The 14,293-nt window shown below is 33.7% G+C and carries 11 protein-coding genes; 9 read left to right on the top strand and 2 right to left on the bottom strand.

The window, feature by feature from the left end; genetic code table 11:
* Nucleotides 1-31 precede the first annotated feature (31 nt).
* From ACX17N_RS13700 to pgi, 8 genes are read left to right on the top strand one after another with little or no spacing between them, the layout of a single operon-like run.
* On the top strand, nt 32-643 hold the full coding sequence (locus tag ACX17N_RS13700; protein ID WP_458893124.1) for a glycosyltransferase family 32 protein: 612 nt from the start codon (nt 32-34) through the stop codon (nt 641-643).
* A gap of 2 nt (nt 644-645) precedes the next feature.
* Nucleotides 646-1,842, top strand: a complete 1,197-nt coding sequence (locus tag ACX17N_RS13695) for a hypothetical protein (protein WP_458893123.1) — start codon at nt 646-648, stop codon at nt 1,840-1,842.
* Nucleotides 1,843-2,880: a glycosyltransferase family 4 protein gene (locus tag ACX17N_RS13690; RefSeq protein WP_458893122.1), complete on the top strand. Its 1,038-nt coding sequence runs from the start codon at nt 1,843-1,845 to the stop codon at nt 2,878-2,880.
* 5 nt (nt 2,881-2,885) lie between these two features.
* Nucleotides 2,886-3,719, top strand: coding sequence for a glycosyltransferase (locus ACX17N_RS13685; protein ID WP_458893121.1), 834 nt, complete (start codon nt 2,886-2,888; stop codon nt 3,717-3,719).
* Nucleotides 3,720-3,726: 7 nt separating this feature from the next.
* Nucleotides 3,727-4,347 (top strand): sugar transferase, encoded by a 621-nt coding sequence (locus ACX17N_RS13680; RefSeq protein ID WP_458893120.1) that lies wholly within the window; start codon nt 3,727-3,729, stop codon nt 4,345-4,347.
* Nucleotides 4,348-4,374: 27 nt separating this feature from the next.
* Nucleotides 4,375-5,253 (top strand): UTP--glucose-1-phosphate uridylyltransferase GalU, encoded by an 879-nt coding sequence (galU, locus tag ACX17N_RS13675; protein ID WP_458893119.1) that lies wholly within the window; start codon nt 4,375-4,377, stop codon nt 5,251-5,253.
* A 22-nt stretch (nt 5,254-5,275) separates the two neighbouring features.
* Entirely contained in the window at nt 5,276-6,541 is a 1,266-nt protein-coding gene (locus tag ACX17N_RS13670; protein WP_458893118.1) for a nucleotide sugar dehydrogenase, read from the top strand.
* Complete coding sequence (gene pgi, locus ACX17N_RS13665; RefSeq protein ID WP_458893117.1) at nt 6,538-8,211, top strand: glucose-6-phosphate isomerase; 1,674 nt, start codon at nt 6,538-6,540, stop codon at nt 8,209-8,211. The genes ACX17N_RS13670 and pgi overlap by 4 nt, the downstream gene beginning before the upstream one ends.
* A gap of 204 nt (nt 8,212-8,415) precedes the next feature.
* On the opposite strand, the gene ACX17N_RS13660 is transcribed toward pgi, so the two are convergent.
* Complete coding sequence (locus ACX17N_RS13660; protein ID WP_458893116.1) at nt 8,416-10,599, bottom strand: polysaccharide biosynthesis tyrosine autokinase; 2,184 nt, start codon at nt 10,597-10,599, stop codon at nt 8,416-8,418.
* A gap of 272 nt (nt 10,600-10,871) precedes the next feature.
* Nucleotides 10,872-11,981, bottom strand: a complete 1,110-nt coding sequence (locus tag ACX17N_RS13655) for a polysaccharide biosynthesis/export family protein (RefSeq protein ID WP_458893115.1) — start codon at nt 11,979-11,981, stop codon at nt 10,872-10,874.
* 493 nt (nt 11,982-12,474) lie between these two features.
* On the opposite strand from ACX17N_RS13655, the gene ACX17N_RS13650 reads away from it, so the two are divergent.
* The gene (locus ACX17N_RS13650) at nt 12,475-13,989 is read left to right on the top strand and encodes an MATE family efflux transporter (RefSeq protein WP_458893114.1); all 1,515 of its coding nucleotides are present in this window, start codon (nt 12,475-12,477) and stop codon (nt 13,987-13,989) included.
* Nucleotides 13,990-14,293 lie beyond the last annotated feature (304 nt).

Below are 14,293 nucleotides of genomic sequence, written 5' to 3'. Positions count from 1 at the left end.
TGTTCATTACTGTTGGTTTGGTGGAAGTCCTATGTCCCCTTTAATTAAAGAATGTATTAGAAGTTGGCATAAATATTTACCAGATTGGGAGTTTGTTTTATGGAATGAAGAAAATACTCCATTAGATCATCCTTTTGTTAAAAAAGCTTTAAAGGAAAAAAAATATGCTTTTGTAGCTGATTATGTGCGATCTTATGTTTTATATAATTATGGTGGAGTTTATCTTGATACAGATATGGAGTTAATTAGAGATATTTCGCCCCTTATTAATTGTAATTTTTTTGCTGCCTATGAAGATTCAAAACAAGATAAAGTAAGTTGCGGTATAATAGGAAGCATTAAAGAGCATGAAATATTTAAAGAAATTCTAAATTTTTACGATATGAATGCTGATTTATATAAAACAATGCCTTATGTTTTGGGGGGGGCATTTAAGAAAAATTCAGATATAGGTGATGTTGTTTTACCACCAGAAACTTTCTATCCATATAATCCCTTTGATCCAGAAAAACCAGTAAAGCAACTTTTATATTCTCATATTAAAGAAAACACTTATGGTATTCATCACTGGGGATACTCATGGAAATTTAATTTTTTTGAAAGATTTTTAAATAAAATTAAACGTATTAAGAAAGGTTTATGATTTTGAAGTATATTGTTAATAGTGGAAAAATATTTCCAAATAAATTTATTTGGGTTGTGTTTTTATTTGTATATATATTTAATATTGCCCTTTTTTTTAAATTTGGTTATGTGGTGATTTTAATTTCATTGCTGGGTGGGTGGGTTGTTTTTTCAGGAAGGTTTTATAAAAAAGATGCTGTAATATTTTTATTTATCATCCTCGCCTTTTTTTTGAATACGATCTCTGCACTTATTAATCAAAACTTAGATTATAGTTTATTTTATGAAGTATATCTTTTTATTATTTTTCAGTGTTTAGCTTTAATATTTGTGTTTAGGGGGTTAGGTTTTCGTATAGACTTTATAAATTTGGTTAAACTTAGTTCAATTGCAGTTCTAGTTCAGCTTGTTATTTCTTTTATGAATAGTATATACCCAACAATGGAGCAATTATTTTATTCGGTCATTTATAATAATCTTTCAGAGCTTAGTAGGCTTGATGAACTTAAAGAAGAAAGAATAGTTGGGGTGGGGCGTTCCTTTTTTTCATCTGGCGTTATTAATTCTTTTATTCTAATCTGTTTGGGTCAAGTTATAAAATATGAAAAAAAATATAAAGCTTTTTGGATGTTAATTTTAATTTTGATTTTTTTTCTTGGTATGATGAGTTCTCGAACAACAATAGTTGGTATGGGATTGGCAATTATTTTATTGATGCTTGAATTAGGTAAGAATCAATTAAGAACTATTTTTTCAATTATATTCTTTACCATTATTATATTTGTTTTATATCTTATTAATCGTTCTGATTTAGAAAGCCTAAGTTTATTTAGATTTGGCTTTAGCTTATTCTATGACAATGAAAGTTCAGATGCAATTAATTCTTTTTTAACTCTTTTGAAAATGTTTTTGGTTTTCCCAACAAATCTGGGAACGTGGATAATTGGTGATAATCTATATAATTTAGAAAATGGATACTATATGCAAACTGATGTTGGTTATTTCAGAATTATATTTGCAAATGGTTTGATCGGATTTTTGTTTTTTATAATATTTAATCTATACTTTATTATTAAAATTAAGTCTGAGTATATTGATTTTAAGTTTAAATTTATTTTATTTATTCTGTTGTTGATTTTACTTTTAAAAGGGATAACTGTTATTATTCCTTTGTTGATGATTTTATACTTTGCATGTAATACATACGGGAAATTTTAAATGAAGAAAATTATTTTTGTTATAAATTCTCTTCGCAACAAGTCTGGTAGTGAGCGAGTTGCTTGTATTCTTGCGAATCAACTTGTAGAAAAATTCGATTATCAAATAAAGATTATTAATCGTGATGCAGATTTTGGTGAAGTAGCATATTACTTAAATAATAAAATAAAAGTAAAAAAAATTTCTGGTTCTAAATATCATTTTTATAAAGGTTTAAAGTGTTGTATTGAAAATGAAAAACCAGATAAAATAATTGTCCACAATATGGGTAAACTGTCGCTACTTTGTGCTTTTATTCCAAATATTAAAGATTTAATTTCTTTAGAACATGTTTCTTTTGTTAGTCGCCCTAAATTAGTTCAAGTTTTGAGTAAACTTCTTTATAAGAAAATTAATATGGTTGTAACATTAACGAATAAAGATAAATTTTATTTTGATAAGATACATAATAATGTACTTACAATTCCTAATTTTTCTCCTTATGCTGTTGTTGAAAAAAAACATATATCAGAAAAAACTATTCTAGCAGTTGGTAGATTAACTGAACAGAAAAATTTTTTACATTTATTAAAAGCTTGGAAAAAAATTTATAAATTAATCCCAGATTGGAAATTAAATATTTATGGTGAAGGTGAGCATTTACAGCTTTTAACTGATTATATTGAAAAAAATTCACTTCAAAATGCTTATCTGAAGGGTGTTACTTCTAATGTACAAAAAGTTTATGAACAGTCAGCTTTTTTTGTGATGTCTTCTAAGTATGAGGGACTGCCGATGGTACTAATTGAAGCTCAGAGTTTTGGATTACCAATAGTTTCGTATAATTGTCCCTATGGACCGAGTGATGTAATTTCATCTAATGAAAATGGATTTTTGGTTGAAGATCAAAATGTCCAAAAACTTGCCGATGCTATCTTGGAATTAGCTTCATCCCCAGATTTATTAAAGAAATTTTCTGAGAATTCCTTGATTAATGCTAAAAATTATCAACCAGATAGAATTCTTGAGATCTGGGAAAAAATGGTTATAAAGAGATAAAGAATATGTTTACTGTTTTAAGTTCTCTCTATTCTAAAGAAAGTCCAGAATATTTAGATCAATGCTTTGTAAGTATTTGGGACTCACAGACGATTAAACCGACTGAAATTGTACTTGTTCTAGATGGTCCAATTGGTGAGGAACTTACTACTTGCGTACAAAAGTGGCAGTTAAAAATTGGTGAGTGTTTAAAAGTAGTTGCTCTGCCTCAAAACGTTGGACTTGGAAAAGCATTAAATGAAGGTTTGAAGCAGTGCAGTTATGAATGGATTTTTCGAATGGATACAGATGATATTTGTACAACGGATCGATTTGAAAAGCAGATTCAATTTATAGAACAGAATCCGGATGTAGTCTTGTTTGGTGGTCAGATTTTAGAGTTTAATCAAAATATTTCAGATGCAAATGTACTAAAAGCTGTACCTATAACTTATCAGCAAATAAAGAAATTTTCACAACATCGCTGTCCTTTTAATCACATGACAGTTGCATATAAACGCGATGTGATTTTAAGCTTGGGAGGGTATCAACATCATTTGTTTATGGAAGACTACAACTTATGGCTACGTGTGATTGGAAATAATTATAAAGTTGCTAATTTGTCCGATGTGATTCTTTATGCGCGGGTTGGTAATGGTATGCATGCACGCCGCAAAGGTTTCCAATATATTAAAAGCGAAAAACAGTTGCTTGATTTAAAAAAACAGCTAAAAATACAGTCTCCATTTTATGCTAATATGTATTTCATTGTTCGGTCTGCATTTAGACTAATGCCAGCGAATCTGCTAGGTAAAATATATAATAGGTTTCTTCGCAAGAAAGTTGAAAAAACAGAGTAAGATAGCAATGAAAAGACTGGTCGATATCATTATATCATTGATTGCACTAATATTATTGTCTCCAATTTTCCTCATTGTTTGTTATAAAGTACGTAAAAATTTGGGTTCACCTATTTTTTTCTGCCAGGAGCGTCCCGGAAAACATGGTAAACTTTTTAAAATGATTAAGTTTCGTTCAATGAAAGACGCGTTCGATCAAGATGGTAATCCTTTGCCAGATGAAAAACGCATTACTCCATTTGGGCAAAAGTTGCGTTCTACTTCTTTAGATGAAATGCCGCAGCTAATTAATGTACTTAAAGGTGATATGAGTGTTGTGGGGCCACGACCAATGTTGAAAGATTTTGTAGAGCTTTATTCACCAGAACAAGCACGTCGTCTAGAAGTTCGACCAGGCATGACAGGATTAGCTCAAGTTAGTGGTCGTAACGAATTAGATTATGAAGAACGCTTTAAGTGTGATGTTTGGTATGTAGATAATCACAATACATTGGTCGATTTTAAAATTATGTTTAGAACGGTTGCAGTAATGGCAAAACGCGAAGGAATTAATGCCCCTGGTCATGTGGGACCATCATTATTCCAAGGTAACACCACAAAAAAAGCTGAAGATCAAGTAAAGTCTTAAATTTAATAGTGTTTCGAGTTTAATTTCATGATTAAAAAAGCCATATTACCTGTTGCTGGTTTAGGTACGCGTTTTTTACCTGCAAGTAAATCTATTCCTAAAGAAATGGTGACTGTAGTGGACCGCCCTGCAATTGAATATGTAGTGCGTGAGGCGGTTCAAGCAGGAATTGAACAAATTATTTTAGTCACACATTCTTCAAAAACATCTATTGAAAATTATTTTGACCGAAATTTTGAACTTGAAACTACCTTAGCACAAAAAAATAAAACTGATCTTTTAAAAGAAATTACTGAAATCCTACCTTCGCATGTGAGTGTAGTGAGTGTGCGCCAACCGCAACCGTTAGGTTTGGGTCATGCTGTGCTTTGTGCCAAAAGTATTATTGGTAATGATGATTTTGCGGTTTTATTGCCAGATGTTTTGGTGAAAGAAAAATCGGATCAAAATGATCTTGCCTGCATGATTCAGCGTTATGAAGCGGCACAAGCGGCACAAATTATGGTTGAAGCAGTTCCTGACCACATGGTGGATCAATATGGCATAGTAGATGTTGAAAATTCACCTTTAGAAGGTCAAAGCATTATCATGCAGGGTATTGTAGAAAAACCTGCTGTAGGTACTGCGCCTTCAAATTTATCTGTTGTTGGGCGTTATATTCTACCTGCAAAAATTATGCTGTTATTGGAGCAAACCCCAAAAGGTGCAGGCAATGAAATTCAGTTGACTGATGCAATTGCAATGTTGAAGCGTACTGATTCAGTTGAAGCTTATCGTATGAAAGGTGAAACTTTTGATTGTGGCAGTAAGCTTGGCTATTTAAAGGCAGTTTTACACTATGGCATTGCTCATCCTAAATTAGGGCATGAGTTTAAGCAGTTAATTGCCGAATTAAATATCGAATAACAATAAGAATTGTGGGTGAATCATGAAAGTTGCGATATTAGGAGCGACACTGAATGCAGGTGTCATGGCTGTATTGTTGTCCGAATATGGCAATCAAGTGTATTGGTGCAGTCATCACAATAATGAACATTCCGCGCGGAAACGGGTTCAATATTTAGATGAAGATGTAAATTCTCGTCTGAATCGACAGCATAAACTTGGACAGCTTCTTTATTGTTCTGCGGTTGAACTTCCTTTAGATATCGACGTTTATTTCTTTTGTTATAGCCCAACAGAGATTAAGTTAGCGATTCAGTTCCTTAACACATTGGCTTTAAAACCGATTCTTCATCCAAGGTTGATGATTAATGCTGCAACTTTTGGATTAAATTGTACGAACAAGCTGAGTCATATTTCACCGCAAGATTACTGGGTCTATTTACCTGATGTGATTCAGGAAGGGAATGCGATTAATAGTGTACTCCATTTGCAGCAGGTTATTGTTGGAGTAGAGCAAGAGCCGGCTAGAACAATGGTTGAAGAGTTGCTGCGCCCCATATTTAATAAAACTCACCAATATTTGTTTATGCCAATTCTTGATGCTGAATTTACAAAGCTGAGTATCTCAGGAATGTTGGCGACTCGAATTAGTTATATCAATGATCTTGCGCTAGTGGCTGAAAAATTGGGTATTGATATTACCAATGTGGTACAGGGGATGGGTGCTGATTCGCGGATTGGCTCGACGTATTTATCGCCTGGGGTGGGGTTTGGTGGTGAAAATTTTTCGCATGATATTTTGATCCTATCCAGTGAAGTCTCTAAAAGTGGTGCGAAAAGCCGTCTGTTGCAGCAAGTTTTGGATATTAATGAGCAGCAAAAAGAGATTTTATTTCGTAAACTCTGGAATTATTACCATTCGGATTTAAAAAATAAAGTTGTTGCAATTTGGGGAGCATCCTTCAAAGAAAATACCTCGAGTATTCATAATTCCCCAATTCATGCCATGCTCAATGCACTCTGGGCACAAGGTGTAAGGATTAAACTTCATGATCCACAAGCGCTACAGGAAATATATCAACAGTATGGTCATCGTGAAGATTTAATTTTGTGTACAGATGCTTATGATGCAGTTCAAGATGCGGATGCCTTATGTGTGATCACCGCGTGGAAACAATACTTTAGTCCTGATTATAAAAAACTACAGCAATTGATGCGTCATCCACTTATTCTAGATGGACGTAATATTTATGATCCTCTCTATGTTAAAGCACAGGGTTTTGCCTATGGGGGAGTTGGTCGAATATGAGAGAAAATATCGAAAATTTTCCTAAGCAGGCATTTCATTCTACTGAGCAAAAACTACAGCAGTTAGCGGAACAAATGCAGTCGGTTCATTTGAACCAGCTTTTTGCTGAACAAGTACAACGCTTTGAAAACTTCAGTTTGCGTTGTGAAGATTTGCTTTTTGATTTTAGTAAGCAGCGTGTCAATTTACCTGTTACCAAAGGATTGCTTTCCTTAGCAGATGCAAAACAATTAAAAACATGGATCAGTCGCTTATTTTCCCTTGAGCCAATTAATTACACCGAGCAACGTGCAGCCATGCATTGGGCTTTGCGCTTGCCTCATGACTCCTCTGTTTTTCCTGAAGTATCGCAGCAAGTCCATAGACAATTAGACCGAATGTTTAATTTAGTCGAGAAAATTCATGCAGGACAATATCGTGGCGTGACGGGTGAAGTCATTCAAGATGTGGTAAATATTGGGGTAGGCGGCTCAGATTTAGGTCCCTTGATGGTTTCTCATGCCTTATCTGATTTTAAAGTCCAAACAGCGAAACCCTTAAATGTACATTTTGTTTCGACCATGGATGGCAGCCAGCTTTCCGAGCTCCTACATCAGTTAAGACCTGAAACAACTTTATTCATTATTTCTTCCAAGTCTTTTGGAACGATTGATACCTTATCGAATGCTGAAACCGTGCGCCAATGGCTGGAGAAAAGCTTAGGGCAACGTGATTGTGTTCTAAAAAGTCATTTTATTGGCGTGTCGACTAAACCTGAAAAGATGACAGCTTGGGGAATCCATCCTGATCACCAGTTCTTATTATGGGACTGGGTAGGAGGACGTTATTCTCTGTGGTCTTGTATAGGATTACCTATCGCTTTACAAATTGGAATAGAAGGATTTAAAGCCTTACTTTCGGGTGCACATTTGGTGGATCAGCATTTTCAAAATGCACCGTTTGAACAAAATATTCCTGTGCTGATGGGCTTGTTGGGGGTATGGAATACTAACTATCTGAATATGCAGACTCATGCAGTTCTGCCTTATGATGGTCGGTTGAAGTATTTTGCTGCGTATTTACAGCAGCTTGAAATGGAATCCAACGGTAAATCTCTACAACGTGATCATCAAAAAGTTGAGTCTGCGACGTGCCCGATTGTATGGGGGGAAGTCGGTCCCAATGCGCAGCATGCGTTCTACCAGTTACTGCATCAAGGGACCCATGCAGTAAGTTGCGATTTTATTGCTCCAGTACAACGTTATAATGCCAAACAGTTTACGTATGTGGAAAATGCCGAAGCATTAATTGAGCAGCATCATTTGGCATTGTCCAATTGTTTGGCGCAATCCAGGTTGTTGGCTTTTGGTAATCAAGCATTGTGTGCCAATGAGGTGGAAGATCTGCCTGAATATAAAAAATATGAGGGTAATCAACCCAGCACGACAATATTGGTCAATGAGTTAAATCCAAAAACGCTTGGTATGCTAATTGCGCTCTATGAACATAAAGTGTTTGTGCAGTCTGTGATTTGGAATATTAATCCCTTTGATCAATGGGGTGTAGAAAAAGGCAAAGAAATTGCCAATCAGTTATTGCCAGTGCTCAATGGTCAGCAAACTGATATTGCGCAGTTTGATGCCTCGACCCAAGGTTTACTGAAAGTTTTATTAGGCAATCCACATCGCTAAAATTCTATTCACAGGAAAGTAGATTACTTCACTCTCATGTTTATTGTGAACAGTTAAATATTCTGCATAAGTGACCATTTGAAGATGTGAGAGAAGGATCTATCCAACTTTATTCGACTATTATGTTGCACTTGATTTGATTATATCAGTAAGAAAGAACGGGTATGATGCTCGTTCTTTCTATGAATGGAATTTAAAAATAAATTAGCCTTTTTTCGAACGCTTATAATCATAAGCATAGTTATAACCATAATGTGAATCTACAGTAGGTTGAATATCGTTGATAATAATTCCCGTAATTTTTGTATTGGCTTGTTCAAACCGATGAAGAACAAGCTCTAACTCTTTCATTTGGGTTTTTGCATAACGTGCAATGACAAGATTCACACCTGCATATTGTGAAATGATAATACTGTCTGTCACCGCTAAAATGGGAGGTGTATCGATAAGAATATGATCGAATTGGCCAGAGAGCTGTTCGAGTAGATTTTTAAAGCCATCCATGCTCAATAACTCTGAAGGATTTGCTGGGCTGTTACCACATGTAATGAAAGATAAATTTTCCACATCTGTATGTTTGATGATATTTTCAATAGGCTGCTGACCATTTAAAAAGTCTGCTAAACCTGCCTGATTATCTTGATTGAAATATTGGTGTAAATGTCCACGACGTAGGTTAGCATCAATCAATAATATACGCTTATTGGTTTGCGCTAGAATAACTGCAAGGTTAGTGGTAATAAAGGATTTACCCAGTTCTGGTCCTGGGCTAGAAATCATAATGATATTGTTAGGTGCATCATTCAGTGCAAATTGAATAGTAGTACGCATGCTACGTAAGCTTTCAATCGCAATATCATCACTATTTTTGACTGCAAGAATAGGAATATGTTTATGCTTTTCAAGTAGTTTACGATGGCTTCCTTGTATAGGTGAATGTGGAACAGTTGCATACACTGGTAAATTGAATACATTTTCAATTTGAGCCGCATCTTTAATGCCTGTACGTAGCATATTACGTAGAAAGGCTAAAAGTGTACCGAGGAAAGCACCCAAGAAAATAGCTAAAATTAAAATCTGTAATTTTTTAGGTGCAATCGGTCTAATTGGTTTGGTTGCTGTATCGACAATACGAACGTTACCAATTTCACCTGCTTTGGAAATACGCAGTTGTTGGTAAGAATTTAATAAGTTGGTATAGAGTTGTTGTTTAACTTCGACTTCACGGTACAACTGTAAATAGCGGCGTTGCAAGTCGGGTAATTGTTTAAGTGTTGTATTGAGTTCATTAATTTTATTGTTAATTGCTGCAAGTTGAGCATTAACTTGTTTCATTTCAGGGTGTTCAGCGGTGTACTTCTGTGCCAATTCAGCACGTGTTTGTTGTAGGGCGATTTTTTGAGTTTCAAGGTTAATACTTTGTGTCAGATAAAGCTCAGACTCTCTGGTAACATCAACCGTATTGTATTGCTCACGAAATTTGTTAAATTCACGTTCAGCAACATCAAGCTGTTGTTTTAACTCAGGTAGTTGCTCATCTAAAAATTTCAGTGTCTGCGCAGTTTCTGCAGAACGACGCTCAATGTTTTGTTGGCTATATGAGACTAAAATGGCATTCAATACTTTGCTAATATGCTCTTTATCTGTGCCTTGATAGTTTAGTCCTAGAATACCAGTGAGCCTACCTTTTTCTGCAACTGAGTAATTGGTGAGGAGATTATCGACTGCAGCAGGTAAAGATTGTTTCTGAATGAGATAGGTATCATTGAGTTGATCTTTAGAGTGAATAGTAATATTCCATACGCCATCAGCAGTACGAATGGTATTGGGTTGATTGACCTTGGCTGTAAGCAGGACTTGCTCAGTTTTGGGATCTGTTAAACTGAATTGATGATCTGTGAAGCGAAGTTCAAGGCTTTGATCTTCGTAGTTTTCTGGGACTTTAAATTGTGCTATTTCGAATGCTTTTTCGTTATCTTTAAACAGGACAGATTGAGTACTGTACTGGGTTTTATAAATGTGTGGTGAGAGTAAACGATCGAAAAATGAGTTTTCTGTCCCAGAGACTTGTAAGTCGAGGTTGAGATGTTGAATTACATTTCCGAGGACTAAGTGCGATTTTAGAATCTCGATTTCAGCTTGAGCCGTTGAGTTTTGATCTACCATGGATGATAAATCACCGAGTAAGGCAGCGGTACCGGCGCCTTTACTGTCTTCTACCTGAATTAAGGCATGCACTGCATAAGTGTTAGGTGTGGTTCTTAAATAAAGCAGTGCACACACCAAGCTTAAGATGGTGCATAACGCAATCAGTTTCCATTGAGCGATGAGTGAAAAAAATAGTTCTTTTAAATCGCTGGTTTCTACTTTATTGGTATTTTGGCTCATAATCTTATTATCTTTGGGTTAAATTTATTGTTTTCAGTCATTTATACGGGTTTGCATAAGTTGACAGATGTCATCAAAAACTGCTTGTTCGTGCTGGTAAGGATATGAGATATTTCCACCTTGTCAGCGACTTCATCGAAAGATTTTTCCTTTGAAAAACGGCTAAGCTTATCCAATATGTAATTGAAGATATTTCTGCTTGAAAACGTATTTTGCCATCGAACTACGACACATATTTCCAATACAGCCCATAAGAATCTTTTGAATATTTATTAGTTAGTTCCCAAACGATCAATATTATACAAAGCATTAGAGAACGGTAAAATTTGGGTAATGATACGTTGCCAACGGGCTAAGCCTGTAGCGTCAACATAAACAATATCATTGCTACGCATCTTAAATTGATTGGCTAAACCGAAATCACCGAGACTCATTAAATTCATATGATACAGTTCAGTTTGCTGCAACTTCGGGTCACTGCGTAGTACATAAATTCGGCTAGCACTTGCCGTATTTGAATCAATGCCTAAGCTTTCTCCTAGAACATCACTGAGGGTCATGCCTTGATCACGGATTGGCAAAGATTGATTCCTGCCAGACTCACCCATGACATAAATTTTCTGGTTCTCTTTAGAATTTACATAGAGCGTATCATTGGGTTGAATAAGAAGATTATGTAAAGAATAACCAGATTGTTCGAGCTGAATACTATTCAGCTTGTACGTTCGTCCTTGGCGAACCAACGTGATAGAGGTGTTATCACCATATTGCGTATTAATCCCACCAGCCATGCTAAGAGCTGTATAGACGCTGACGGGTTGATCGCTCAGGTAGAACTGCCCACCGCTCATGACATTCCCTTGAACTGAATAACGCTGTCCTTGAAAAGACAACACACGAACTATGACATCAGGTGTTTTTAAATAACGAGAGAGTTGACTACGTATCTCTTGATTCACTTGAGAGAGTGATTTGCCAGCAGCTTTATAGCGCCCAATAACGGGAAATTGAATATAGCCGCTTTGATCAATTTGATAACCATTGGCTTGAGCAGATTGATCGCTGGAAACGTTACTCGTAGGAGGCGTAATTTCAGGATACGCCCATAAGTAAATGGATAAAATATCACCAGGACTCAACTTGTATAAGCGTTGGGTTTGTCGAAATAAGCTGGAATAATCTTGTTGTATATCAATGTTTGAAGTTTGATTTAAGTCTCGTAAGATATTTTGATTGAGCTGAATGACATTCACTGTACTACCAAGTTCAGTTTGGTAGACGCCTTGTTCAGGTAAATTGTAAGTTTGAAGGCCTGGTGCTAGAGCACATCCGACAGTGCTGAGTGTGAACCCTAAAAGGCCAATATATTGTAGTAATTTCACTCCGTCCCCCTGTACCCTATTGTAAATTATAAATATATTTCAATCCTTGGGTGCGATTGAGGTTGTTTATTAAATATACTAATACATCGAATTATACAGTGCAATTATAATTTTAGAAGATAGTGCAAGCTTTACTACAGTCCAGTGGTAAAGATGCGGTATTATTGTGGTGTAATATTTGTATATATGATACAAGCAGGATATGATGGAAAGAGATTGAAAATTCTCTGATCTACAATAATTACAGCCTTGTATTTAGTGACAGCACTTTATTATATAATGTCATTAATCTAATTAAAAATGTATTAGATTAAAGCGATTTAAAATTTATTCAAAATCAATTAATCATAAAATCAATGTTGATAATATAAGGAACATATAGGCAAGAATGTTAAAAAATTTTTTAAAAATATAGATTGTTTTATTTGGTTTGGTAAAAATTAAATAAAGCATTTTTTATATATTTAAGCATTCAAAAAGTTGATTTTAAATTATGTCTAAAAATAAAATAATTTTAAATAATACTCTGGCTTTATATATTAGGCTTTTGGTTGCACTTTTTCTCAGTTTGTATTCAACGCGAATATTGCTAGAAAACCTTGGTGTAGAAGACTTTGGATTATATGGAACAATAGTAGGAGTCGTTGCATTATTTTCTTTTTTTCAAACCACATTGTCTGGTGCAATGAATCGTTTTTTAAATGTAGAAATGGTAAAAGGCAGTATTTTTTATATTCAAAAAATATTTTTTACAGCTCTTATTTTACATATTCTGATTGGGTTTTTTCTTTGTTTGTTGGTGGAGGTTGTAGGTCTTTGGCTGATTAACTCATATATTAAAATACCATTAGATAAAATTAATATTACTTTTCAAGTTTTTCATTTATCTGTAATGTCACTATTCTTTTTAGTTATTACTGTTCCATTTGAAGCAATGCTAATGGCAAAAGAAAAATTTGGAATATATGCGATAATTTCTATAATTGATATAGTTTTAAAGTTACTATTAGCATATATATTAATTTTTTTTAATCATGATAAGTTATTATATTATGCTATCGGAATTGTTTTCATAGTCATTTTTATAAGATTGATTTACGTAATTTATTGCGAATTAAATATTTGTGAAACAAGAATACAATTAAATAATCTAGATAATGATTTTTTGAGAAAAATAATAATTTTTATTGGTTGGGATTTGTATGGGAATTTTTGTGTGATTTTTAAAACACATGGAATAACTTTATTGATGAATAATTTCTTTGGGTTAATAGCAGTTGCGAGTATACAGGTAAGCAATCAGATTAATGCGGCTTTACAGAATTTATCAAGTAATCTTTTGATTGCGGTAAAGCCACAATTAATGAGAAGTTATGCTAATTCTGACACAGAGAGAATGAATCTATTAACATTTTATTCAGCAAAATATTCTTATTATTTGATGCTGATATTTTGTGCTCCCGTTATATCAAATATTGATTATATCTTGAGGTTGTGGCTTAAATCTCCGCCTGATTATGCAAAAACTATTATTGTTTTCATGTTAATAACAAGTTTGATTGATGTGATTTTTAGTCCGATTATTATACTAATTCATGCTACTGGTAATGTAAAAAAAATAAGTTTTTTAACAGGAACCATTATTTTTCTATCAGTTCTCTTAGTTTACTATTTATTTGAATTGGGGTTTGATTATTATTATGCTTATATTGTTTTTATATTTAACAGTATATTGGGTGCGTTTATTAACATATGGATAGTACAAAGCCTAATCGAAAAATTTAATGTTTCTGATTTTGTTAGAAGTGTTTTGATTAATATATTTATTACTACTAGTGCAATTCTTTTGGCTATAAAAATGATTGGTAATTATTTTATTGTAAATGATTTTTATGATTTTATAATTATTTTTACAATTGAGACTTTGATTGTTATTTTATTAATATACTATTTGGGGGTGGAAAGAAATCATAGAATATTAATTAAGAAATATATCAAATTAAAATAATAAGGTGTTGATTTTTTTATTGAATAAAATTTTATTTTAAGGCTGTATGATATTGATGGGATTTTTTGGAGTTTATTATATTGATTTAATGATTTAAATTATGTTGATAATTTTGTGATAGTACTTAATTATTATACTTAAATTTAAATAAAACAATTCTATAAAGCAAACTAAGGTCTCTCTATGGAGGATAATTTTAGTTTAGACTTAGAGCTTTAGATTTATATGATTATTACTAATTGATGCTGATAAATAATAATTTTCTCAATTTGTTCAGAAGTTGTTTTTGGTAAGTCTGGTTAAG

The organism is Acinetobacter sp. GXMZU3951, assembly GCF_054457875.1.
This window is presented reverse-complemented; position numbering and strand designations above follow the sequence as displayed.

What these genes read in the sequence shown, in the direction of transcription:
- ACX17N_RS13700 (WP_458893124.1), top strand. Translation starts at nt 32, where the DNA reads ATGTCCCCTTTAATTAAAGAATGTATTAGAAGTTGGCATAAATATTTA.
- ACX17N_RS13690 (WP_458893122.1), top strand. Translation starts at nt 1,843, where the DNA reads ATGAAGAAAATTATTTTTGTTATAAATTCTCTTCGCAACAAGTCTGGT.
- ACX17N_RS13685 (WP_458893121.1), top strand. Translation starts at nt 2,886, where the DNA reads ATGTTTACTGTTTTAAGTTCTCTCTATTCTAAAGAAAGTCCAGAATAT.
- ACX17N_RS13680 (WP_458893120.1), top strand. Translation starts at nt 3,727, where the DNA reads ATGAAAAGACTGGTCGATATCATTATATCATTGATTGCACTAATATTA.
- galU (WP_458893119.1), top strand. Translation starts at nt 4,375, where the DNA reads ATGATTAAAAAAGCCATATTACCTGTTGCTGGTTTAGGTACGCGTTTT.
- ACX17N_RS13670 (WP_458893118.1), top strand. Translation starts at nt 5,276, where the DNA reads ATGAAAGTTGCGATATTAGGAGCGACACTGAATGCAGGTGTCATGGCT.
- pgi (WP_458893117.1), top strand. Translation starts at nt 6,538, where the DNA reads ATGAGAGAAAATATCGAAAATTTTCCTAAGCAGGCATTTCATTCTACT.
- ACX17N_RS13660 (WP_458893116.1), bottom strand. Translation starts at nt 10,599, where the DNA reads ATGAGCCAAAATACCAATAAAGTAGAAACCAGCGATTTAAAAGAACTA.
- ACX17N_RS13650 (WP_458893114.1), top strand. Translation starts at nt 12,475, where the DNA reads ATGTCTAAAAATAAAATAATTTTAAATAATACTCTGGCTTTATATATT.